At 55.9% G+C, this 22,397-nt stretch carries 27 protein-coding genes; 16 read left to right on the plus strand and 11 right to left on the minus strand.

Annotated elements, in window-relative coordinates:
* Positions 1 to 46 precede the first annotated feature (46 nt).
* Positions 47 to 628 carry an FMN-dependent NADH-azoreductase gene (locus ABWV33_RS20585; protein ID WP_113825645.1) on the minus strand — a complete coding sequence of 194 codons (582 nt, stop codon included), beginning with the start codon at positions 626 to 628 and terminating at the stop codon, positions 47 to 49.
* A gap of 115 nt (positions 629 to 743) precedes the next feature.
* On the opposite strand from ABWV33_RS20585, the gene ABWV33_RS20590 reads away from it, so the two are divergent.
* The 3 genes from ABWV33_RS20590 (at position 744) to ABWV33_RS20600 (ending at position 2,957) form a co-directional block, all read left to right on the plus strand.
* On the plus strand, positions 744 to 1,622 hold the full coding sequence (locus tag ABWV33_RS20590; protein ID WP_113825646.1) for a LysR family transcriptional regulator: 879 nt from the start codon (positions 744 to 746) through the stop codon (positions 1,620 to 1,622).
* Complete coding sequence (locus ABWV33_RS20595) at positions 1,619 to 2,530, plus strand: DMT family transporter (RefSeq protein ID WP_113825647.1); 912 nt, start codon at positions 1,619 to 1,621, stop codon at positions 2,528 to 2,530. Before ABWV33_RS20590 ends, ABWV33_RS20595 begins: the two co-directional genes overlap by 4 nt.
* A gap of 97 nt (positions 2,531 to 2,627) precedes the next feature.
* The gene (locus tag ABWV33_RS20600) at positions 2,628 to 2,957 is read left to right on the plus strand and encodes a hypothetical protein (protein ID WP_113825648.1); all 330 of its coding nucleotides are present in this window, start codon (positions 2,628 to 2,630) and stop codon (positions 2,955 to 2,957) included.
* Between the two features lie 63 nt (positions 2,958 to 3,020).
* On the opposite strand, the gene ABWV33_RS20605 is transcribed toward ABWV33_RS20600, so the two are convergent.
* Positions 3,021 to 3,353 (minus strand): ArsR/SmtB family transcription factor, encoded by a 333-nt coding sequence (locus ABWV33_RS20605; protein ID WP_113825649.1) that lies wholly within the window; start codon positions 3,351 to 3,353, stop codon positions 3,021 to 3,023.
* A gap of 39 nt (positions 3,354 to 3,392) precedes the next feature.
* Positions 3,393 to 3,617, minus strand: coding sequence for a hypothetical protein (locus tag ABWV33_RS20610; RefSeq protein WP_162930660.1), 225 nt, complete (start codon positions 3,615 to 3,617; stop codon positions 3,393 to 3,395).
* Between the two features lie 106 nt (positions 3,618 to 3,723).
* On the opposite strand from ABWV33_RS20610, the gene ABWV33_RS20615 reads away from it, so the two are divergent.
* From ABWV33_RS20615 to ABWV33_RS20640, 6 genes are all read left to right on the plus strand, one after another.
* Positions 3,724 to 4,623, plus strand: coding sequence for a LysR family transcriptional regulator (locus ABWV33_RS20615; protein ID WP_353333478.1), 900 nt, complete (start codon positions 3,724 to 3,726; stop codon positions 4,621 to 4,623).
* A gap of 199 nt (positions 4,624 to 4,822) precedes the next feature.
* Positions 4,823 to 5,152, plus strand: a complete 330-nt coding sequence (locus ABWV33_RS20620; protein ID WP_113825651.1) for an AtpZ/AtpI family protein — start codon at positions 4,823 to 4,825, stop codon at positions 5,150 to 5,152.
* 3 nt (positions 5,153 to 5,155) lie between these two features.
* Positions 5,156 to 5,914 (plus strand): F0F1 ATP synthase subunit A, encoded by a 759-nt coding sequence (locus ABWV33_RS20625; protein ID WP_121998113.1) that lies wholly within the window; start codon positions 5,156 to 5,158, stop codon positions 5,912 to 5,914.
* Positions 5,915 to 5,968: 54 nt separating this feature from the next.
* Positions 5,969 to 6,193 (plus strand): F0F1 ATP synthase subunit C, encoded by a 225-nt coding sequence (locus ABWV33_RS20630; RefSeq protein WP_089892297.1) that lies wholly within the window; start codon positions 5,969 to 5,971, stop codon positions 6,191 to 6,193.
* An 87-nt stretch (positions 6,194 to 6,280) separates the two neighbouring features.
* A complete protein-coding gene (locus ABWV33_RS20635; protein ID WP_113825653.1) occupies positions 6,281 to 6,826 on the plus strand; it encodes a F0F1 ATP synthase subunit B' in 546 nt (181 codons plus the stop codon).
* A gap of 5 nt (positions 6,827 to 6,831) precedes the next feature.
* Positions 6,832 to 7,392, plus strand: a complete 561-nt coding sequence (locus tag ABWV33_RS20640; protein ID WP_353333481.1) for a F0F1 ATP synthase subunit B — start codon at positions 6,832 to 6,834, stop codon at positions 7,390 to 7,392.
* Between the two features lie 62 nt (positions 7,393 to 7,454).
* Here ABWV33_RS20640 and ABWV33_RS20645 read toward each other — a convergent pair whose 3' ends face one another.
* Complete coding sequence (locus tag ABWV33_RS20645) at positions 7,455 to 8,072, minus strand: LysE family translocator (RefSeq protein ID WP_215193612.1); 618 nt, start codon at positions 8,070 to 8,072, stop codon at positions 7,455 to 7,457.
* A 3-nt stretch (positions 8,073 to 8,075) separates the two neighbouring features.
* Positions 8,076 to 8,333: a hypothetical protein gene (locus ABWV33_RS20650; protein ID WP_251134275.1), complete on the minus strand. Its 258-nt coding sequence runs from the start codon at positions 8,331 to 8,333 to the stop codon at positions 8,076 to 8,078.
* A gap of 70 nt (positions 8,334 to 8,403) precedes the next feature.
* Between ABWV33_RS20650 and ABWV33_RS20655 the strand changes: the two genes are divergently transcribed.
* Positions 8,404 to 9,306 carry a DMT family transporter gene (locus tag ABWV33_RS20655; protein WP_353333484.1) on the plus strand — a complete coding sequence of 301 codons (903 nt, stop codon included), beginning with the start codon at positions 8,404 to 8,406 and terminating at the stop codon, positions 9,304 to 9,306.
* On the opposite strand, the gene ABWV33_RS20660 is transcribed toward ABWV33_RS20655, so the two are convergent.
* Positions 9,303 to 10,067, minus strand: coding sequence for a FadR/GntR family transcriptional regulator (locus ABWV33_RS20660; RefSeq protein WP_113825658.1), 765 nt, complete (start codon positions 10,065 to 10,067; stop codon positions 9,303 to 9,305). The two genes, ABWV33_RS20655 and ABWV33_RS20660, sit on opposite strands and share 4 nt — an antisense overlap.
* Before the next feature lie 177 nt (positions 10,068 to 10,244).
* On the opposite strand from ABWV33_RS20660, the gene ABWV33_RS20665 reads away from it, so the two are divergent.
* Positions 10,245 to 11,462 carry an aminotransferase-like domain-containing protein gene (locus tag ABWV33_RS20665; RefSeq protein WP_353333486.1) on the plus strand — a complete coding sequence of 406 codons (1,218 nt, stop codon included), beginning with the start codon at positions 10,245 to 10,247 and terminating at the stop codon, positions 11,460 to 11,462.
* 20 nt (positions 11,463 to 11,482) lie between these two features.
* Here the strand turns inward: ABWV33_RS20665 and ABWV33_RS20670 are convergent, their stop codons facing one another.
* Entirely contained in the window at positions 11,483 to 12,691 is a 1,209-nt protein-coding gene (locus ABWV33_RS20670; RefSeq protein ID WP_353333488.1) for a TsoY family (seleno)protein, read from the minus strand.
* A gap of 114 nt (positions 12,692 to 12,805) precedes the next feature.
* Here ABWV33_RS20670 and ABWV33_RS20675 point away from each other — a divergent pair, with 114 nt between their 5' ends.
* The 4 genes from ABWV33_RS20675 (at position 12,806) to ABWV33_RS20690 (ending at position 17,637) form a co-directional block, all read left to right on the plus strand.
* Positions 12,806 to 13,207: a hypothetical protein gene (locus ABWV33_RS20675; RefSeq protein WP_353333490.1), complete on the plus strand. Its 402-nt coding sequence runs from the start codon at positions 12,806 to 12,808 to the stop codon at positions 13,205 to 13,207.
* 124 nt (positions 13,208 to 13,331) lie between these two features.
* Positions 13,332 to 16,787: a chromosome segregation SMC family protein gene (locus ABWV33_RS20680; RefSeq protein ID WP_353333492.1), complete on the plus strand. Its 3,456-nt coding sequence runs from the start codon at positions 13,332 to 13,334 to the stop codon at positions 16,785 to 16,787.
* 57 nt (positions 16,788 to 16,844) lie between these two features.
* On the plus strand, positions 16,845 to 17,210 hold the full coding sequence (locus ABWV33_RS20685; RefSeq protein ID WP_353333494.1) for a hypothetical protein: 366 nt from the start codon (positions 16,845 to 16,847) through the stop codon (positions 17,208 to 17,210).
* A gap of 67 nt (positions 17,211 to 17,277) precedes the next feature.
* Complete coding sequence (locus ABWV33_RS20690; protein WP_353333496.1) at positions 17,278 to 17,637, plus strand: hypothetical protein; 360 nt, start codon at positions 17,278 to 17,280, stop codon at positions 17,635 to 17,637.
* A gap of 3 nt (positions 17,638 to 17,640) precedes the next feature.
* Here the strand turns inward: ABWV33_RS20690 and ABWV33_RS20695 are convergent, their stop codons facing one another.
* Genes ABWV33_RS20695 through cobD form a run of 3 tightly spaced genes read right to left on the minus strand, consistent with a single transcriptional unit; the run spans position 17,641 to position 20,722 of the window.
* Positions 17,641 to 18,807, minus strand: a complete 1,167-nt coding sequence (locus tag ABWV33_RS20695; RefSeq protein ID WP_353333498.1) for a lytic murein transglycosylase — start codon at positions 18,805 to 18,807, stop codon at positions 17,641 to 17,643.
* 23 nt (positions 18,808 to 18,830) lie between these two features.
* Positions 18,831 to 19,751 carry an adenosylcobinamide-phosphate synthase CbiB gene (gene cbiB, locus ABWV33_RS20700; RefSeq protein WP_353333500.1) on the minus strand — a complete coding sequence of 307 codons (921 nt, stop codon included), beginning with the start codon at positions 19,749 to 19,751 and terminating at the stop codon, positions 18,831 to 18,833.
* Positions 19,748 to 20,722, minus strand: coding sequence for a threonine-phosphate decarboxylase CobD (gene cobD / locus ABWV33_RS20705; protein ID WP_353333502.1), 975 nt, complete (start codon positions 20,720 to 20,722; stop codon positions 19,748 to 19,750). Before cobD ends, cbiB begins: the two co-directional genes overlap by 4 nt.
* A gap of 185 nt (positions 20,723 to 20,907) precedes the next feature.
* On the opposite strand from cobD, the gene ABWV33_RS20710 reads away from it, so the two are divergent.
* Complete coding sequence (locus tag ABWV33_RS20710; RefSeq protein ID WP_353333563.1) at positions 20,908 to 21,270, plus strand: response regulator transcription factor; 363 nt, start codon at positions 20,908 to 20,910, stop codon at positions 21,268 to 21,270.
* On the opposite strand, the gene ABWV33_RS20715 is transcribed toward ABWV33_RS20710, so the two are convergent.
* Positions 21,267 to 22,241, minus strand: coding sequence for a glutathione S-transferase family protein (locus ABWV33_RS20715; protein ID WP_113825667.1), 975 nt, complete (start codon positions 22,239 to 22,241; stop codon positions 21,267 to 21,269). The genes ABWV33_RS20710 and ABWV33_RS20715 overlap by 4 nt on opposite strands.
* Positions 22,242 to 22,397 lie beyond the last annotated feature (156 nt).

The following is a 22,397-nucleotide window of genomic DNA, read 5'->3' on the forward strand; positions in this document are numbered from 1 at the left end:
AAGCCAATAAAAAAGCTGACCCGCAGAACAGCGGGCCAGCCTTCGATTAAGCGGCCAGCGCAGCAACGGCGGCTTTGGCAGCGGTCAGGGCCGTTTCAGGGTCCGTGGACATGCCCTCGGCCGAGATAAATTCAACATCCGTCAATCCGATAAAGCCCATGATCTGGCGGATATAGCCGGACAGGTGATCGTAATCAGATCCGACGGGAACACCGCCGGTTGCGATGGCCACGACCACGCGCTTGCCCGTCAGCAGACCTTGGGGGCCCTCGGCAGTGTATTGGAATGTTACCCCGGCGCGGGCGATCAGATCGACCCAGGCCTTAAAGCTTGCAGGGGCGCCGAAGTTATACATCGGCAGGCCGATGACGAGGGTGTCGGCCTGTTTGATTTCGTTGACCAAGGCGTCCGAAAGCGAGAGAAGGTCGCGCTGAACTTCGTCACGCTGATCGACTGGAGTGAAGTTGGCATTGACCCAGTCTTCGGTCAAAAGAGGGAGCGGCGTGGCCAGATCACGACGGATGATCCGTGACGGGGCAAGGTGAGAGACGATCTGAGCCGTCAGGTCACGGGTGGTGGAATTCTGGCGGCGGGCAGAGGTGTCGATGTGCAGAATGGTACGGGTCATTGGGGAACCTTGAGGTTATGATTTCGCTGTGTCAGAGAATTGGTTATTGCAAATTCGAACACAACGCCCGTATATCAACATTGAGTGTTGATTTTTGCACAAAGGTATTGATGTGATGGACAACTGGGATGAGGTGCGGACCGCGTATCAGGTCGCGCGGATGGGAACCGTCAGTGGCGCTGCCGAGGTTCTGGGGGTGCATCATGCAACTGTGATCCGACATATTGATGCGATCGAGGCACGCTTGGCGGTAAAACTGTTTCAGCGCCATGCGCGGGGATACACACCGACCGAGGCCGGTAAGGATCTGTTGCGTGTCGCCCAGGCCACGGACGACCAATTCAGTCAGTTGGTTGGACGACTCAAAGGGCAGGGGGATGATGTCTCGGGCGAGCTGGTGGTCACTTCGCTGGCGTCTTTTGCCCCGTTGCTTGTGTCGGCCCTGGCGGACTTCCAACGTGAACATCCGGGACTGATTGTACGCTACCTGACTGGGGATCGCTTGTTTCGTTTGGAATATGGCGAGGCGCATGTGGCGATCAGGGCGGGCGCTGCGCCTGATCAACCCGACAATGTTGTGCAACCCTTTTTGGAGCATAACGTGGGCTTGTACGCGAGCGCTGACTATATCGCCCGTCACGGGCAACCGAATGGGTTCGAAGAATTCAGCAAGCACTTTTTCATCGGCAATGACGATGAAAACAGCCGCGCGCCGTTTACGCGGTGGCTGCGCGCGCATGTCCCTGCCGAGGCGATCACCTTTCGCTGTTCCAACGGGTTCACCATGCAAGAGGCGGTTCTGGCGGGGGCTGGCATCGGCTTCATGTCCAAGTGGGAGGCGGAGCGTCACGCGAATTTGGTTGAGGTCATGGCTCCACAGCCGGATTGGGCAGGCACCCTGTGGTTGGTGACGCATGTGGATCTGCATCGCACCACCAAGGTTCAGACCTTTCTCAAATTCATTAAAGAACGATCCAAAGGATGGTCCCTATGACCCCACAAACACGTGGCCATTTGGCGATGCTGTCTTTTTCCGCATTGGTCGCGGGCAGCTTTTCGCTCGGATCTTTGGTCGCGAATGAGATTGCACCGTTGGCCTTGAACGCGGCGCGGTTTGCGATAGCGGCGGTTGTGATTGGTGGCGTTGCTTTGGCGACCACGGGGTTGCCGCGCAGCGCTGCGCGCGCGCCATGGCGCTATGTGATTCTGGGCGGGCTGTTCGCGGTCTATTTCGTGTTGATGTTCGAGGGATTGAAAACGGCACCGCCAGTCAGTGCGGCGGCCGTGTTTACGCTGACGCCGATCATGGCGGCGATTGCTGGGTGGGTTTTGTTGCGACAGGTCACAACACCTTGGATGGCGTTGGCCTTGGCGATTGGGGCGGCTGGGGCACTCTGGGTGATCTTTCGAGCAGATTTCGCGGCGTTGCGCGCGTTTGAAATTGGGCAGGGTGAAATCATCTATTTCTGGGGCTGTGCGGCCCACGCGATCTACACGCCTATGGTGCGTAAACTGAACCGCGGAGAGCCTGCGGTGGTGTTCAGTTTTGGCATGATGGTGGCGGGGTGTCTGATTTTGGTTGTGTACGGCTGGAACGATATCTGGGCTACCGATTGGCTGAACCTGCCGATGATCGTGTGGATCGGTCTGTTTTACGTGGCTTTGTTCGCCAGCGCAGCGACCTTTGTGTTGTTGCAGTTTGCGACGCTGCATCTGCCATCGGCCAAGGTGATGGCTTATACTTACCTGACACCGACTTGGGTCATTATCTGGGAGATGGCTCTGGGCAATGGGGCGCCGACAGGGCTGGTTCTGATCGGCATTGTGATGACAGTGATTGCTTTGATTATGTTGTTAGAGCCCGCAGGGGAACCCGCAACTCAGGCTGTGCAGGACACCTGATCACATCTGCTTAATCCAGACGTCTTTTGGCTGGGATGGGTTTGAGGGATCGGCTAGGCTTTGTGCAGTTTGTCGTTCTTTTGTATTGGATACTCTTATGAAATCTCTCTTTGTATTGACTGCTATGACCTTGGGTCTTGCCACAACGTCTGCTGTTGCTGATGAAGCCTGCGCGTGGGCTGGCGGCGCTTATTCCTTTAATGATCACGGGATCTATGGCGATTTCACTGTGAACGCAGATTGCACTGAAATGGTTTGGAGCCGGTTGTCGGATGGATCTGAAACGTCGGCGCTGACGCGATCCAAGCAGGGCTGGAAAGGTGAGCTGGACAAGGCGGATTTCGAGCTGTTGGAAAATGGCCATAGCCTGCGGCTGACTGGCAACGGCGGCGTGATGCGCTCTTCCAAAGCAAAGCGTACGAACTAAGCGGCACTGATCGCATCTTGGATACTGTCGCGGGCCGCTTGACGGTGGCCCGTGATGTGTTGGTTAGGGCTGGGGTTGATCCAGCTCTTCCTCCAAGAACCGTTCGAACGCATCTAGGTTCACAGGTTCGAATTGACCAAAGCCCTGCATCCAGACCGACGCCGCGCGCATGGCGTCGGGTTGCAATTTGCACCATTTCACCCGGCCGCGTTTTTCCTGAGCGATCAACCCTGCGCGGGTCAGTATCACCAGATGCTTTGAAATGGCCGCCAACGACATTTCAAAAGGTTCAGCCACATCGGTCACGGCCATGTCATCCTCGAGCAACATGGCGAGGATGGCGCGGCGTGTTGGATCGGCAAGCGCTGCAAAAACAGTATCAAGGGCATCGGACATAGAACCGTCTTACCCTGCTCAGCGCTTGGCCGAAAGGGTTCAGAGCATGGGGTGGCGTTGGGTCTGGGATGGGAACTGATGGCGTCTGAGATCCCGGTCGAATTGTGACAGGCCAATGTCGTTGGCCATTTTTTCGGTAGGGGGCAGGTCCCCGGTACCCAATTCGCGCGGCTTGTTGGAAAGCCTGTTGGAAAGAAAGACGCGCAGCTTGTGCCAGATGGTTTCGTTTTTCACACGTATCATTGTGTATGATGTCATGGTCATGGCGCGTCTCCTTACGTTTGATTTCCATGTTTATATGGGTGATGTGCGCGCGGTTGACAAAATCAATTGCTTAACGTGTCATGTGCAAAAAAAGCACAGGTATGATATGGGACGTCCTCTTCCTCCCCTTAACGCTCTGCGCGCCTTCGAAGCGGCTGGGCGGCACGAAAGCTTTAGCAGGGCCGCCGAGGAGCTGTCGGTGAGCCATTCCGCGATCAGTCGCCATGTGCGGGGACTCGAGGATCGTCTGGGCGTTGCCTTGTTTCGCGATCTGCCACGGGGGCTGGAGTTGAGTCAGGCGGGCCGTAGTTACCTGTTGCGCGTGACTGCGGCGCTGGATCTGATCTCGGACGCGACCGAAGAGTTGGGCGAAATCCCTGAGGGGCAAATTACGATCAGCAGCGAGCCGTTATTCGCGCGCAAGGTTCTGTTGCCCCGGCTGGCGCGGTTTTATGATCAGTTCCCCGATGTCGAGGTTCGGGTGGAAGCCAGCGATGCCCTTGCCGATGTGGAGCGGTATGAGGCGGACCTTGCCCTTCGCTTTGCGTTTCGCGGAACGTTGGATGCGCCGTCAGATCTGATTAGCGATACGCCGCTCTATGTGTATGCGGCCCCCGGGTTGCGACCGCAGGGGTGGTCTGATCCGGCAGAGGTGCTGAATTACCGCCGGTACAAAGACCGCGAGTCTGAAGTTTGGCAACGCTGGGGGCGGTTGGCTGGTTTGAACGACGGCATCATTCCAGAAGAGCGGTGGCGAATGGGAACCAGTCTGGCGATCGAGGCCGCTGTGCAAGGGCACGGGGTCTATTTGGGCGGAGCGGAATGTGCAGTGAATGATTGTCAGGCAGGCCGTTTGGAGCCGTGTTTCGATATTGGCCTGCGCGAGGGCGCGATGCGACTGGTTCAGGGCACGCAAATCAGGCGTCGCAAAGCGGTGCGCGCCTTTCGCGAATGGTTTCTGGATGAGACAGCTGATTTGCGGGGCTGGCCCTGCTCTGAGGGTTAATCAACCTTTTGGTTGAATATGGGAATTCGGGGGTGTTGGCGCAAACAGGGGCTGCGGCAGGTTGACCGGTGGCAAAATGACTGTCTCAGAATCGTTTATTTTCAATGTGTTACAATGTCTTCAGTTGCGCCATTACGGTCGTTGACTCTGAGGGCCCAGACCCTTAGCACCATCCCCAAGACAGCATGAGGAATGTCCGTTGACTGATGACCACCAAAAGCAGCGCATGACGCAGCTTGAGGCGCGGATCTCAGCGGCCAAAAAGTTGCAAGAGCCGACGCCTCGCGCTGACGAACACTATTCCCAAGCCAATCTGGCCTGGAGAATGGTAATTGAATTAGTCGCCGGTCTTGGGATCGGCTTTGGCATCGGATACGGGCTGGACCTTTGGTTAGGAACGCTGCCCATCTTCATGGTGCTGTTTGTAATGCTGGGGCTTGCAGCCGGGGTGAAGACAATGCTCCGCAGCGCGCAAGAGATCCAAGAGAAGAAATTGGCCGAAGAGGCCGAGAGAGACGAGAGGGACTAGAACGTGGCAAGCGACGCATCAGCCGCCGAGGGAAGCAGCCTGGTATTCCACCCGATGGATCAGTTCATCGTTAAGCCATTGTTTGGTGACGGTGCAATTGCCTGGTACACCCCGACCAACGTGACCTTGTGGTTGGCTCTTTCCATCGTAGCCATTATTGCGCTGCTGGTTCTGGGCACGTCCAAGCGTGCGGTTGTTCCTACACGGACACAGTCGATCGCGGAATTGGCGTACGGCTTCATCTACAAGATGCTGGAAGACATCTGTGGCAAAGAAGGGGTGAAGTATTTCCCTTATGTCATGACGCTTTTCATGTTCATCGTATCAGCCAACTTTCTGGGTTTGCTGCCCATGTCGTTCACCACTACATCGCATTTTGCTGTGACAGCAGTTCTCGCACTGGCCGTCTTCTTGACCGTGACCGTGCTGGGCTTTGTCAAAAACGGCGCCGCATTCCTGGGCTTGTTCTGGGTTGGCAGCGCGCCTTTGGCTCTGCGTCCAATTCTGGCGATCATCGAACTGATCTCGTACTTCGTGCGCCCCGTTAGCCACTCCATTCGTTTGGCGGGTAACGTTATGGCCGGGCACGCCGTGATTAAAGTTTTCGCTGGCTTCGCCGCAATTGGCGCCATCGCACCCGTATCTATCGCAGCCATCACTGCAATGTACGGTCTCGAAATTCTCGTAGCCTTTATCCAGGCTTACGTGTTCACCATTCTGACCTGTGTGTATCTCAAGGACGCTCTGCATCCGTCGCACTAAGGTTTTGAACTCTAACTATTTCTTATTCAACTTCCCATCGTAAGGAGAAATCTCATGGAAGGCGATCTCGCACACATCGGCGCAGGCCTGGCAGCAATCGGTTCCGGCGCAGCCGCTATCGGTGTTGGTAACGTAGCTGGTAACTTCTTGGCCGGCGCTCTGCGCAACCCATCGGCAGCCGCCAGCCAAACAGCGACCCTGTTCATTGGTATCGCGTTTGCAGAAGCACTGGGCATCTTCTCGTTCCTGGTCGCTCTGCTGCTGATGTTCGCTGTCTAAGACCTTCGGGAACCAACATCCTTACGGTCAGGCAGGGCATGACTTCATGCGCTGCCTGATGTAAGCAAAGTTTCCAAGGAGACCGACATGGCAACTGAGACCAATGACTTCGTGAGCTCTTGCATTGATGCAGGTGGCAGCGCGGTCGGTATGCCCCAACTCTGCGGAGAGTGGATGGGCAACCAGATCTTCTGGCTCGTGGTCACGCTTGTCGTGATCTTTTTGATCCTGTCGCGCGTCGCTTTGCCCCGTATCGGGGCCATTCTGGCCGAGCGTCAGGGGACTATCACGAACGACATCGCTGCTGCTGAGGACCTGAAGGCCAAAGCGGTTGAAGCGGAAGAACTGTACAACAAAGCGCTTGCCGATGCCCGTGCGGAAGCACAGCGTATCGCAGCCGAGGCACGTGCCGAAATCCAGGTTGGTCTGGACGAAGCCATCGCCAAAGCGGACGCTGAGATTGCTGCGAAAACTGCTGAATCGGAAAAGGCAATTGCTGATATCCGTGCCGGTGCGTTGGACAGCATCAAAGTTGTCGCAACTGACACAGCCGGTGAAATCGTCACCGCGTTGGGTGGTGCTGCAGATGAGGCAGGGGTCGCAAAAGCGGTTCAAGCCCGAGTGAAAGGATAAGAGACATGCGCAATACTCTCGCCCTTATCCTGGCTGCTGGTTTTGCAAGCCCCGCGCTTGCAGCAAGCGGTCCATTCGTTTCGCTGGGCAACACTGACTTTGTTGTCCTGATTTCATTCTTCGTCTTCATCGGCGTTCTGTTCTACTTCAAAGTGCCCGGCATGATTGGTGGCGCTCTGGATAACCGGGCAACCGGAATTCAGTCGGAGTTGGACGAAGCCCGCACCCTGCGTGAAGAAGCACAGACCCTGTTGGCCTCTTATGAGCGCAAGCAGCAAGAAGTGCAGACTCAAGCAGACGCGATTGTTGCTGCTGCAGGCGAGGACGCCAAACTGGCGGCCGAGCAGGCAAAAGTTGAACTGGAAGCCTCAATTGCGCGCCGTCTGGCCGCAGCTCAGGACCAGATCGCTTCGGCAGAAGCTTCGGCAGTGAAGGAAGTCCGGGATCAAGCAATTACCATTGCTATCGCGGCTGCCAATGAAGTGATCGCCAAGCAGATGACCGCAACAGAAGCGAACAAGCTGATTGATGCGGCTATCGACGAAGTGAACACCAAGCTGCACTAAGCTTTGTGTTCCCTGTAATTCAGAAAACCCGGCCCTTGTGGCCGGGTTTTTTGGTTTCGGTACTATTTACCGGCGATCCAGATTGCAGCTCCCCCAAGCGCGGTAGCGGTCAGGCGATTAAAGCGGCGTACGGTTTTTGAGTTCTTCATCTTGTTCCGGGCCTGTTGCGCGGCCAGCATATAAAAAGCAAAGACCCCTCCTAAAACACAGACCACCGCAAGGCAGAGCGATAGGATCAAAGGACCCGACATGTGCTCTGGGCTGATCAGATTTGGGAGCAACGCCAAATAAAACAGCATCGCCTTCGGATTGCCCATTGTCACAGAGAACCCTGCGAGCACGCGGGCAAGGTTGCTTTTTTCACGTGTCATGGCGGCGCCGGTTCCCATCGCTACAGGCGAGGACCAGATTTTCCATGCGAGATAGATCAGGTAAGCAACCCCGGCCCATTTGATGCACTGGAAAATCAGTGGGATTTTCTGAGCGATTACGGCAAGGCCACTGATAGAGAGCAAGAGCCAGACCAGATCGCCAACGATTACTCCGGCACAGAACCAAAGCGTCTTGCGGGCGCCGGTTGCAAGCGTAGTGGCAACGATGGCGGCCAATCCGGGGCCAGGGGTAAAGGCGGCAACACTGAGTGCAGCAACAAAAACCCAGAAATCCCATTCCAGCAACATGGGTTAGCCCTCTTCAGCAAGGGTGTGGCTGTCTTCAGCAGTCAGGTCGAGTCCGTAGGCCAAACGCATCTGTTGAATGAAGGCAAGTGTGTCTTCGCCAAACGGGGGGCGTCCTTCGAAACTGTGTAGGACGATGCCTTCGATCAAGTCACCGAGGCCGATGTCATGCTTTTCGGCAACCGCCTTAAGAACTTTTAGGACGCGCTTTTCGATGCGCACACCAGTTTGCACGCGTTCGATCTTTTTAGGTTCGGGGGGCATTGAGACTCCTTTACTTACATATTGGTACCATGGTACCAGTTTCATTTACCAACCACAAGTGGGGTCCTTCATGACCAAAGGTGTTTCAGGTTTTGGCGCATGCAACGCGCCGTCCAACAACGTGCGGGGGATTTTGTGGGCGTTACTTGCGACCGGGTTGTTCGCGGTCACTGGGGCGATGGCCAAGATCGCAGTCACGGAATACCATGTCCTGCAGATCCTGTTCTTTCGCCAGATCGTGGTGTTCATGTCGGCCCTGCCAGCGATCACTGCCAGTTTTCCAGAAAGCCTAAAAACCCATCATCCCGGTTGGCACGCTATCCGTTTGGTTGGGGCGTTTGTCGCCCTATCGTCGGGGATTTGGGCGGTGGCTGTATTGCCGCTGACGACAGCGATAACGCTGGGATTTGTGCAAGTGTTCTTTGTCGCGTTGTTGTCAGCACAGATCCTGAGAGAGCGCGTCGGAGCACAAAGGTTGGTGGCGATTTGCGCGGGCTTCTTAGGCGTGGTTATCATTATGCGACCCGGAACAGGTGGAGTCGCGGATTGGAATGCGTTCATTCCGATTGCTGGTGCGATGGGGGCTGCGGTGGCGGTGATTTCGGTTCGTAAGCTTTCGCAGACGGAATCGACGGCTACTTTGCCGGCCTATCAATCGATTTTTGTTGGGGTTCTCGCTGCGATACCGTTGCCGTGGTTTTGGAAGACACCAGATTTGATCGGATTTTCATTTTTGCTTGCCATGGGTGTCATAGCTACAGGCGGGCAGTGGTTCGGAGTAAAGGCGCTCCGCCTGGCCGAGGCGAGCGTGATCGGGAACATCCAATACATGCAGCTCATCTACGCCAGTCTTTTAGGCTTCGTGATCTTTGACGAAGTTCCTGACCTATTTACGATCTCCGGAGCCGTAGTGATTGTTGGATCAGCGTTATATCTGCTGCACCGTGAGATGCTGAGCAAGCGGGTGACCTAGGACTGCCCGGTTTCATGTTCTAGCCGTAGACGGGCAATGGCCTCGTTGCGTTCTGCTGCTTGCTGGTCCGCGAGGCAGCTTTGTACGAAACTCAGGTGATTTTGTACGGAATTTCGCGCTGCCTCCGGGTCGCGGGCCTGCAGGGCGTCGTTGATAGCTCTGTGTTGGTCCAAAATAGCCGCGCGCGTTGTGCGCTGATCGAACATGATCTTGCGATTGTAGAACACGCCTTGGCTTAGCAAATCGAACATGGATCGCATCATGTGCAGCATGACGACGTTATGACCGGCCTCAATGATCGCCATGTGAAATTGCGCATCCAGTCGCGCCTCTTCATCGCTGTTGGCGGGGGCAGCGACCATCTTGTCAAAGATGGCTTGGATCACCTTGAGGTCACTGGCTGACCCAAGGCGCGCCGCGCGTTCTGCCGCCAATCCTTCCATGTCGCGCCGAAATGACAGGTAATCAAACACTGCCTCATCATGGGTGCGAAACAAACGCGTCAGAGCAGGGGAAAAGGCAGACCCCAAAACCTCGGCCACAAAGATCCCTGATCCTGCTTTTGCGGTGAGCAACCCTTGTTCCTGCAATTCGGATACGGCGTCGCGCAGGCTTGGGCGGGACACGCCAAGCCGTTCGGACAGTTCCCGCTCGGCGGGCAACCGTTCGCCGGGGCGCAGGATGCCCCGTAGAATTAGTTGCTCAATTTGACGGACGACCGAGGTCGAAAGCTTCTCGGGGTGGACTTTTTGGAAAGGCATGTGGAGCTCGCACATATTGGTAAGAACATATGACCACGAGTTTGGGGGGTACCGCAAGAGGCTGAAAGGTCAGAGATTATGACCTGATCACATTGTTGCAATAAAAGGTCAATATTATTGACTTAATTGCGGAGAGAGGTTGAATTGAGACATGTTTAGAAAGCCAGGAGGACTGACATGCGTTTTGAAGAGAATTTTGCCACCCGGGTTTCACGCCAGAAAGCGTCGGAAATCCGGGAGTTGCTCAAGTTGTTGGATCAACCCGGTATTTTGTCATTTGCAGGAGGCATCCCAGATCCCGCTTTGTTCCCGACGCAAGCTTTTGGGCAGGCGTTTACGGATGCGTTAGAGGGGAACGCCCAAGCTCTGCAATATTCCGTCAGTGAAGGATATCTTCCGCTGCGGGAGTGGATCGTTTCGGAAATGGCCCGCAATGGGGTGACCTGTTCGGTTGATAACATCATGATCACCTCTGGCTCGCAGCAGGCGTTGGACTACTTGGGCAAACTGTTTCTGTCCCCCGGGGATACAGCGCTTGTTGGGTGGCCTACATATTTGGGTGCCTTGGCTGCGTTCAACGCGTATGAACCGGCATTTGACCAGTTGAGCATAAACGGCAATCGCGCCGCTGAGGATTACCAGAGCAAGGCCGCGGCTACTGGAGGTCAGGTGAAGTTTGCATATCTGTCAGCGGACTTTGCCAACCCAACAGGGGAAACAGTAGATCGGCAGGGCCGTGAGGGGGTATTACAGCTCGCGGACGCATTGGATTGCGCCGTGATTGAAGATGCGGCTTATCAATCATTGCGCTATGACGGAGCGCCTGTCCCGCCGATTCTGGCTTTGGAACAGGCGCAGAAGGGATCAATCGAGGCGTGCCGGACGATCTATTGCGGCAGCTTTTCCAAGACATTGTCACCGGGGCTGCGCGTGGGCTGGGTGGTTGCTGCGACGCCGGTTATCAAACAGTTGGTGTTGATGAAGCAAGCCGCCGATTTGCATTCCGCCACGATCAATCAGATGGCCATACACCGCGTCGCCGAAGGGGGATTTGATGCCCATGTCGCCGGGGTGCGGGATGTGTATCGGCGGCGGCGTGATGCGATGTTGCAGGCGTTGGACCGTTTTATGCCTAAGGGGGTGCAGTGGACCAAGCCCGAGGGCGGCATGTTCGTTTGGGTGACATTGCCAGCCGAACTGGATGGGGCTGATCTGCTTGCCCGGTCGCTTCAGACCGAGAAAGTGGCCTTTGTTCCGGGCCGGGCTTTTTTTGCGGATGGATCTGGCGGCAATTCGATCCGCCTTAGTTTTTCCTGTGCGGATGAGACGATGATTGCTGAGGGGATGGCACGGCTCGGACGGCTAATCACAGCAGCAAAGGTGGGACAGGCCTAAGTGGCCTATCCCAAGTTTCGCTATTCCGCTGGCACAGCGGCATGGCCTTTGGGGCGGCCAAAGTGCTGGCGGTTCAGGCGTAAGACAAGTGTAACCATGGCCGCCTGCAGGGCGAGCGCAATCAGTGTGATTGCCCAATAGGTTGGCGAGAACTTGTCCAGCAGGCCGGCACCAACCAAACCCTTGTTCACCCAGAACTGGATGAGCACTGAAAGGGCTACACCGGGGCAGACCAATGCATAAGAACCGGGTGATGTTTTTGAGTCGAAAACGAAATCGGCAAAGTAATTCTGACGACGCAGTACGACCAGTCCAAGACCCAGGAACACCAATTGGATTGATAGCAAGCGGGTCAGGAACAGAAACGTGTCAGAGGCGGCGGTGTGCCCATCGCCAAGACCGTCCAAGCCATGAGTTTGGCGCAGAGACAAAATGCCCAGAACCGTCATGATTGGGATAATTACCATCAGGGTCGGACCTGCCTCACGCGCAGTGCCGTGGGTCAGCATTGCGTTCAGGCCGGTGATCGCCGCAAACAGCGCATAGATGACCGCGGCGATGGCAAAAAAGGTCGACGCAACGAGGGACAGGCCAATGATGGCTGGGGTGTGGCTCATGGCGGCGGGGGCGGCCAACCCCACGGCCACCATCGACAGAGCAAACGCGGGCATCATCTGAGCAAAGGAGTTGTGCCCTTCGATCGAGAAGGCCTCGGGGTGGGTCAGGGCGCGGCCAAGAAAATTACCGGTTTGGATCAAGGCAAGAGTGCCAATACCGAGAAAGGCAAGCACAGCGAGGGGGAACAGATATTCCACAACGCTCCAGAGTCCGGGAACAAAGACGAGGCCAACTATAAACATCGCGTTGACGGTCATGGCCATCGCAAGCGGCATCGCAAGCGTGGCGCTTTGACCGTTGGATTGCATCAAGGTGTTATACGCCTCGGTCTGGCGAAACGCGCTGTAGGCGCGAAGGTTCCAAACCAGCAGAGCAACGTTGAGAATGGCAAAGCTTGCGATTCCAAGCATGGCGATGAGGGCTGCGATTTTAAGCGTTACAGGCCCGGTTTCAAAAATGGTCAGAATGTCGCTCAGCAGGGGGACGGGTCGTCCTGTGTGAGGGACCCAGAACATCAGATACATGAAAAAAGTGACGGTCAGACCCCCAGCCCCGAGAGAGGCCAGAAAGTAGAGGGGGGAGTAGGTATCGGCTGGTCGGTGCACAGACATTGAGAGTACCTCTTTTAGTATTCAAAATATGGAATATATATAAATTCCAAATACAGAATGTGTCAAGCGGAACTCTGAAAACCTTTGTTAAGATTCTGCTGTCAGGCTGGGTGAATGTTGAGAGTGTTACCAGTATTGGGGTTGGCGGCGTGTTCCGTTGCTAGCCCACATTTTCAGGGGGTCCCGGTCACACGTGTTGCGGTGAACGGGAGCCTCTTTGATGTTCGGGTGCGCGGGGATTTGGCCGAAGCGGTCCGGATCAATAGCGAATATGCGCCCCGGCTGGGACCGATTGAGGGCAAAGCGCGGTTTGCTATGGCCCAGGTTTCTGGGTGCGATGTCGTCGGTGTATTGGGGGATCAATCAGTTACCACCGGTGTTTTGTCATGCGATGCCAGATCACGGGATTGGGCATTGCCTGCGGCCACGTTGCGGTTTGATTGCATCGGCGGGGACATCAAACTAAAGAAACAGGCATGGTCAGATGGATCTGATATTGACTGCGACCCGATGTGACCCTGATTTTGCCACATCTTGTGGGATATTGAGTGAAAAGCCCCAGATGAAGCGTCTTCACCGTTGACAGACAGGTAACGCACCGCGCAGGCTTGCGAGTCTCAGGAATCACAGAGGCTCACACGTGCGTTTCTCCAAACTCAGACTGACCGGCTTCAAAAGCTTTGTTGACCCCACTGACTTGATCATTGCGGATGGGCTGACGGGTGTTGTCGGTCCAAACGGGTGTGGAAAGTCCAATTTGCTTGAGGCGCTGCGCTGGGTAATGGGAGAAAACCGCCCCAAGGCGATGCGGGGCGGGGGCATGGAAGATGTGATTTTTGCAGGGGCAGCGACGCGTCCTGCGCGCAACTTTGCAGAAGTCACGTTGTTGATGGACAACTCGGAACGTCTGGCGCCGTCGGGGTTCAACGATAGTGACAATTTGGAAATCGTCCGCCGGATCACGCGAGATGTGGGCAGTGCCTATAAGGCAAATTCCAAGGACGTTCGGGCACGTGATATTCAGATGTTGTTTGCTGATGCATCGACAGGTGCACATTCTCCGGCGTTGGTGCGTCAGGGGCAAATCTCTGAACTGATTAATGCCAAACCTAAGGCGCGCCGTCGCATTTTGGAAGAAGCTGCAGGGATCTCGGGCCTGTATCAGCGACGTCACGAAGCTGAGTTGAAGTTGAAAGGGACCGAGACAAACCTGACACGGGTTGACGATGTTTTGGAACAATTGGCTGCCCAATTGGGGCAATTGGCCCGTCAGGCCCGTCAAGCCGCGCGGTATCGCGAGATCGGAACGCAATTGCGGCAGGCCGAAGGGATGCTGTTGTATCGTCGTTGGAAAGAAGCTGACGGTGTAAGATTGGCGTCAGAAGTTGCTTTGAAAACCTGCACCAGCCAAGCCATGCAAGCCGAAGTATTGAGCCGTCAGGCAGCCGCGGATCGGGCAAAGGCCGAAGAGGCGCTGCCGCCGTTGCGCGAGGAAGAAGCCATTGCGGCCGCTGTATTGCAGCGATTGCAAGTGCAACGCGATGCTTTGGGGGACCAGGAAACGCGGGCGCGCCAGACGATTGAAACACTGTCTGCCCGTATTGCGCAGTTGGGGCGTGACATCGACCGAGAGGCGGGATTGAATCGCGACGCCGGCGAAACGATTGAGCGTTTGGAATGGGAAGCCCGGGAATTGCTTAAGGCGAGCGAAGGGCAGGATGCGCGTCTGGACGAAGCGGCTGAGGCTGCCCGCGAGGCGGCCGAAGTGCTGCAGGAACGCGAAGGTCACCTGTCACAGGTGACTGAAGATGTGGCGCGATTGGCGGCCCGACACCAGTCCGCGCAACGGTTGGTGGGTGATCATCGAAAGACCCTTGCTCGATCCGAAAGTGAAGAAGCAAAAGCGCGTGAGGCAGTGGCGACAGCAGTTGAAGCCGCGGCGCAGGCAAGCGTGGCTTTCGATGCTGCGCAAGAGCATGAAGAAGAGGCGATAGAGGCGGCGGAAGCGGCCGAAGAAGCGTTGGCAAATGCAGATGAGTTGCGGACCGAAACGCAGGCCCTGGAAACCGAAGCCCGGGCGCAAAGATCCGAAGCTGAAGGAGAAGCCGGGGCGATACGGGCTGAGACCACGGCGCTCGCCAAATTGGTGGAAAGGGACACGGCTGAAGGCGGTCAGGTGCTGGACCTCATGCGGGTCGACGCGGGTTATGAAAAGGCTCTAGGCGCAGCTTTGGCGGATGATTTGCGCGCGCCGCTTGTTGAGGCAGATGGCCCGTCGGGATGGGGGGATGTGTCGGCCTATGATGCAGACCAACCTTTGCCAGAAGGTTCCCGTCCCCTGAGCCATCATGTGTCTGGCCCAGATCAATTGAGACGTCGGATTGCGCAAATCGGACTCGTACAGGCGGATGAGGCCGCTGTTTTGGTGCCTCATCTGTTGCCGGGACAGCGGTTGGTTTCGCTTGAAGGGGATTTGTGGCGGTGGGATGGATTTCGCGCTTGGGCGGAAGACGCGCCAAGTGCCGCGGCGTTGCGTTTGGAGCAATTGAACAGGCTTGAGACGCTCAAACAGGAATTGGCGCATGTGTCTGCTCGGGCCGAAGGGACCCGCGCCGCGCATGAGACGTTGACGATGCGTCTGGCGGATGTGACCGAGGCGGACAAACGCGCCCGCGATGGGCGACGGGCTGCAGATCAGCGGGTGGCCGAGGCCGCGCGATTGCTGAGTCGAGCTGAGGCAGAGAAAAACCTATCGCAAGGGCGGGCTGAAACTCTAAGCCTTGCAGTTCAACGTCATCATGAAGATGCTTTGACCGCACAGCTTCAACTGCGAGAGGCTGAAACCGCTTTGGCTGGGCTGGGCGCATTAGATGCGGCACGGGCAGAGGTTGAAGATGTCAAACACGCGGTCGAGGCCGCGCGGATTACAATGCTGACCCATCGCTCGACCCACGACGAAGTGCGTCGCGAAGGATCAGCGCGTACCAAGCGCACGCAAGAGGTGACCAAAGATATCAGTGGCTGGCGACATCGCTTGGAAACTGCTGAAAAGCGTACGGCTGAATTGGTAGAACGCAAAGACAGCACCGAAGAAGAACTGGGTGAGGCGATGCAGGTGCCCGGGGAAATTTCAGAACAACGCGAAGAGCTGAACGAACAGGCCGCGGGGGCAGAGCAACGTAAGGCCGACGCGACAGATGCTCTGGTCGCAGCCGAAGCCGTGCATCGTGAAACCATGCTGACAGAACGCGAGGCCGAGCGGTTGGCATCTGAGGCCCGCGAAGCTCGCGCAGCAGCAGCTGCACGGGCAGAGGCCGCCCGTGATATGGTGCTTGGAGCATCAGAGCGGATCGCTGAAGAACAAGACCTGTCACCAGAGCAATTGCTGCAACAGCTTGCGGTCGCTCCAGATCAGATCCCGTCGGTCGAGGCATTGGAGTCCGAAATCAACCGGCACAAGCGTCAGAGGGATTCAATGGGCGCGGTGAACCTGCGGGCCGAAGAGGACGCGCGCGAAGTGCGCGAAGAGCACGACCAATTAGAGGCCGAAAAGGCGGATCTCGAAGAGGCGGTCAAAACCTTGCGCAATGGGATCGCCAGCCTGAACCGCGAGGGTCGCGAGCGGCTTTTGACGGCGTTTGAACAGGTCAATTCGAACTTTGCCATGTTGTTCAAGCATCTTTTTGGGGGTGGCGAGGCCAACCTGGTCATGATCGAGAGTGAGGATCCTTTGGATGCTGGGCTTGAGATCATGTGCCAGCCACCCGGCAAAAAACTGTCAACTCTGAGCCTGTTGTCCGGGGGGGAGCAGACGCTTACGGCGATGGCGTTGATTTTTGCGGTGTTCTTGGCCAACCCGGCGCCAATTTGTGTGTTGGACGAAGTCGACGCGCCATTGGATGATGCGAATGTGACCCGCTTTTGTGACTTGTTAGATGAAATGTGCCGTCAAACAGACACACGTTTCCTGATCATCACGCACCACGCGGTGTCCATGGCACGTATGGATCGCTTATTCGGCGTGACTATGCAGGAACAGGGGGTGAGTCAGCTGGTTTCAGTTGATCTCAAGAAAGCTGCGGCAATGGTGGCTTGAGACAAGAGTATAGCCTGACAGCTGAAATCCAGCTAAGCTTGTGAAATGATTGCTGTGTTGTTTTCATTTCTCTTGCTGGTTTTGCCGATTTCGGCGGGGGCAGACGAGATGAAGCTTTGGCGAGTTGGGACTGGCGGGTATGATCTGGTTTCAGAGCCGCACCGTACATTCACGCTTCAACCTCAGCCAACCGATTCCAAAGACAAAAAGAGTGGCGTCTCTTCGTCGGAACTACGCGAGCGATTTGGCGTTGGCCTGACATTTGGCATGATGCAATTGCGTTGGCGCGGCGAGCTGTGTGTGAGTTTGCGAAAGCAGTTTGATAGATGCGATCTGACGATTGAACATGACCAGGTGTTGGTGTTCGCACGTGAGCGAAAAGGAACGTTCCCAATTCGCATTCAGTTTGGGTTGCGTCCTTAACCTATTTCGCGGGCCAGTCACCTCAACGTGATTCCTATTTGCGCCTTATCCGGGGCATGGTCATGGAATGAGATTAGCATTTTTTGTTTGGCTGTTCAGCGCAACAGCCGGGGTGAGCGCAGAGTGGACCTTGCGTGCGGGAGATACACTGCTAAGCGCACCCGAACTGAGAGATATGGCTGGCCGAACGTTGGTCTTTTATGATGACGGCCAATCTAAGTATTCTGCGGGAGGGTCCTATTCTTATACCTATTCGCCTGTGAACGGGGGCGGGACGGCGTTCGGCACCTATCACATCGCTGAAGATGGAAGTATTTGCACGGCGTTTCAAAATGGTCTGACACGCTGTGATTTATTTGTGCACAGTGGCTCTCGTTTGGTTCTGATTAATGAAAAGGGCGAACGCTATCCGGTTCGCCCCGACTGACCCTTAGAGTTTGTTCAGCAATGTGGCTGTTGGCCAGGCATCTGCGGGCAGGCCCAAACGGGCTTGTTCTGCCTGTACCGCCGCACGGGTGCCCGCGCCTAGAATGCCGTCGATTTTCCCCACGTCGTGGCCCCGGGCCTGCAACTTGCGTTGCAGTTGTTTCATCTGCGCGCCGCTGAGGCCGGCATCTGGTTTTCCGGCGTTGTAGATTTTCGCACCTTCCAGTCGATTGGCAAAGTACGCGGCTGTCAGGACATAAACAAAGCTCTGGTTCCATTCAAAATAGACGTCAAAGTTGGGGTAGGCGATAAAGGCAGGGCCTTTGTGCCCTTGTGGTACGATCACCGATGCTGGCAAGCGCGCGTCTGCAAGGTTGCCCTGTCGTGGTTTGACACCTAGCGCGGCCCACTCAGACACGCTGCGTTTGGTGGCAATACCCGTAGCAGACCAGTCAAAGGTTTGCGGTAAAGTCACCTCTTGCAGCCAAGGTTGCCCTGCCTGCCACCCCAAATGTGACAGCATACGGCCGCCGGACAGGAGCGCATCAGGCGCAGAGGATTTAAGAGTGACCTTGCCGTCCCCGTCGCCGTCTGTCCCGTTCTCCAGAATATCTTTTGGCAGCATCTGAACCATGCCAATTTCGCCGGCCCATGCCCCGATTGTGCGGTCCGGGTCAAAGTTGCCCTGTTCGTACAGCGTCAGAGCCGCAAAAATTTGAGGGCGGAACAAATTCGGGCGGCGGCAGTCATGGGCCAAAGTGACCAGTGCGTTTCGGGTATTAAAATCCCCTTGAAAGGAACCATAGTCTGTTTCAAAGGCCCAGAATGCCAGTAGCACCCCGCGTGAAATCCCATATTGGGTTTCGATTTTGTCGAATATGGCATCATATTTCTTGGCCATTGAGCGGCCCCGGTCGATCCGGTTTTGTGAAATCAGGCGACGTGAAAACTCGATAAATGGTTTTTGAAAGACACCCTGTGCACGGTCCGCATTTAGCACTTTGGGGTCTTGGCGAACCCCTTTGAAAAACCGATCTGTGGCTGCTTTGCTGTGGCCGTTGGCCACGGCCTCGGTCTTGAGGGATTGGACAAAGCTGCTAAACGACCCGCCGCATTGAGCAAAGGCCGGCGTTGAGATCAAAAGGGCAAAACAAAGAGGCAAAAGGCGCATGTTACAATTCCGTAAATATTGACTTAAATAAAATGGCTGAGGGCGAGCCAGAGCATAACCAACCCTAGGGATAAAGCCCAAACCTGCCACAGCATCCCAATAGCGCGTTCAATTTCGCGGGGACCAATGTCTTGGCGGGCGTTTTCATTGACCCATGCCAAATGGCGAATTTCACCATGATAGCTGCGTGGACCGGCGAGGGCGACATCCAGTGCCCGCGCCATTGCCGCCTCGGGCCAGCCTGCATTTGGGGATATGTGTCGTTGAGCGTCTTCGATGATTTCGATCCATTTGGACCATGTGTTGGACAGAAGAACAATCATGATCCCGGTTAAACGCGCAGGAATGAAATTGAGGAGGTCATCCAATCGGGCAGAAGCCCACCCGAATTCCAAATATGTTTCGTTTCGATAGCCGATCATGCTGTCTGCGGTGTTAATCGCTTTGTAGAACAACAGTCCGGGCAGGCCGCCGATCAGGAACCAAAAAGCCGGTGCGATTACGCCGTCAGACAGGTTTTCTGATGCGCTTTCTATGGCTGAACGGGCGATCTGCCCTTGATCCATGTGGCTGGTGTCACGGCTTACAATGCGGGCCAGCATGGCGCGGCCTTCTGGCAGGGACAGCCGCAGGGTGTCGGCGACGTCTTGCACATGCTGGACCAACGACCGCTGAGCCAACAAGATTGCACAGATCAAGATTTCGGCGATGGGACCCAGAAAAGACAATATCCAACCCAGGAACAATGCGCTGAGGCTCAGCACAATTGCAGTTGCGACCCCTTTGAGGCGCCGGTTTGTGCCAGTGTTCAGGCGCTTGTCCAGAATTCGGACCGCATCCCCCATCAGGACTGCGGGATGGCGCACACGAGACCAAAGCCAGTCAGGTTCGCCCAAAGCAGCATCAAGGAGCATGGCAAAAGCAAGGAGGATGGGGGTGCTCATAGGGCCCTCTCAAGGCGGGCCCAGTCATGTTCTGGTGGCAGGCCAAGCCGCAAATAGGTTTCGGAGTAGGGAAAGGTTCGGCTCCAGATGTGATGTTGCGCGAGCTTTTCTTGCCAAGCGGTGGCTTTGTTCACCGAATAGAGGCGAAACAGATCGGTGCCACCCGCAAGAGAGGCGCCGCTGGATATGAGCAACTCATCCAATCGAGCGGTATCTTTGGCAAGACGGGCGCGTGTTTGCGTTGCCCATTCGTGATCGGTCAACGCTTGCGTGCCAATGCGCAGGGCTGGCCCAGAGACGGACCAAGGGCCTGTCATGTCATTCAGGCGTGAAATGAGTTCGGGGCGGGCAATGGCAAACCCAAGTCGCAGCCCGGCAAGCCCCCAGAATTTTCCAAAGCTCTTCAAGATCACCGTGTTGGGTTGATCCGCTAGGTGGATCAGGGATTCGGTTGGTGTGATGTCGCAAAAGCTTTCGTCGATGATTGTAAGCGGAGCGTTGGCATCATCTTCCTGCCAGATGCGTCCATCAGGGTTGTTGGGGTGGACCAGAACGCGTGCCTTGGCCGGGCCGTGCTGTTGCACCTGCCAGCCTTGAGCGGTGAACGCGGCTGCGTGCTCGTTATAGGTCGGCGGGGTGATTTCAACAGTTCCTGTCGCGGTCAGAGCTGGTATTCGGGCAATCAGGGCAGACGCGCCCGGTGCGGGCAGGATCGATGCACCGGCGGGGACCGACCAGAAAGACCGTGCGGCATCAACGAGCCGTGAAAAGGCACCATGATCGGGTAGTTCTGCCCAATCTGCAGGGGTCAGGCCCGTAACCGGATAGGGATGCGGATTGATCCCGGTCGACAGGTCAAGCCAATCGGAGCGCTGCCCGCCATAGGTTGCCATCGCGCGATCCAACCCGCCGCCGTGATCACGACGGGCACGTGGGTCAATGTCGTGTGGTTCAGCTTTTTGCGCAGTCATGTGTTGATGATCTCCAGCTACACTGTCGGCTTCAAGCGGATTTTCGCCGTACGCACAAGGATTTCCGGCATTAGAACGCAGGTCTTTGGGGCGGTTTTAAGAAATTGTTAAGTTAATGGGTAGATCACCGTAGTGGGATAAATGGCGCTGCAAATTAACTGACAGAATGTGCTATGTTAACCATGATGAAAGTTCTGATCGTAGAAAGTAACCCCGATTTGGGAGGGTTGTGGCAACGTCACCTGCAAAGGCAGGGGGCGGATGTATCGCTTGTGCAAACACAAGAGGCAGCAATTCTTGCGCTCTATGGGACTGATTTCGAAATAATTGTTTTGGATTTGGTTCTGGCGGATGGCAGTGCTTTGGCTGTTGCAGATTTTGCCAGTTACCGCAGGCCTGATGCACGGGTTATTTTTGTGACGAACACGACATTTTTCTCGGATGGGTCGATTTTCGCGCACAGCCCGAATGCCTGCGCTTATGTTCAAAGTGAAACGCCGCCAGAAGATCTGGCGGCGATTGTCGAACATTACGCGGCGAGCCGTTAACTTCGCCCGTGTGGCTCGTCAAAATCCAGAACTGGATTGATCGGGATGATTCGATTCGGGTTAATGCTGTCGTGGCTATAGTGATAGTGGCGCACAATATGGTGCATCCCAACGGTTTCTGAAACACCGGGCCATTGATACAGCTCGCGGGTGAAGCCCCAGAGATTTGGGTAATCGATAATCCGCTTGCGGTTACATTTGAAGTGCTGGTGATACACCATGTCGAACCGGATCAGGGTCGTGAACAGGCGCCAATCGGCCTCGGTTATCTGATCACCCATGAGATATCGGGTCTGAGAAAGACGCTGTTCAAGCCAGTCGAGGCTGTCAAACAGGGGGATAACACCCGCATCATAGGCGGCTTGCGTGGTGGCGAACCCGCTTTTGTAGACGCCATTGTTCACGGTATTATAGACGCGGTCGTTTACCTCTTCGATGGCATCGCGGCTCTCGGTGGGCCAAAAGTCCTGCGTATTGCCAGTGAGACCATCAAAAGCAGAATTGAACATTCGGATGATTTCAGAGCTTTCGTTTGAAACGATGGTGCCTTGCTGTTTGTCCCAAAGAATCGGAACGGTCACGCGGCCAGTAAAGGTGGGGTCCGCTTTGGTATAGATCTGATGGGCATGGGAAAATCCGAACAGGTCATCGCCAGTCGCGCCGTGTTCATCCAGTTCAAAGGTCCAGCCTTTGTCCAACATATCCGGGTGGACGACTGAAACTGAAATGTGATCACCCAAATCTTTGAGGGCGCGAAAGATCAAGGTGCGATGTGCCCATGGACATGCAAGGCTGACGTAAAGATGGTAGCGCCCGCTTTCAGCGGCATATCCGCCAACGCCCGATGGGCCCGGTTTGCCATCCGGCGTGATCCAGTTTCGAAACTGTGCCGCGCTGCGTTTGAATGCCCCACCGGTGGTGAGCGTGTCGTACCACTGATCGTGCCATTGTCCGTCGATGAGCAAGCCCATGAGTGCCTCCGTTTCAGGTTTCATCGAAAGTAGGTCGGCAAAGCATTCGATCCCAGTCCCCTAGGGCGCGCAGCCTGAGTGCGTAGCTGCACAGCAGCATGAGGATTCTGCGCAACGCCCGGTATTTGGACCAGATCTGTCACAAAATCTTATCTT

Origin of the sequence: Phaeobacter sp. NW0010-22, from assembly GCF_040365955.1 — a bacterium.
In the GTDB taxonomy this organism is placed as follows: domain Bacteria; phylum Pseudomonadota; class Alphaproteobacteria; order Rhodobacterales; family Rhodobacteraceae; genus OMPR01.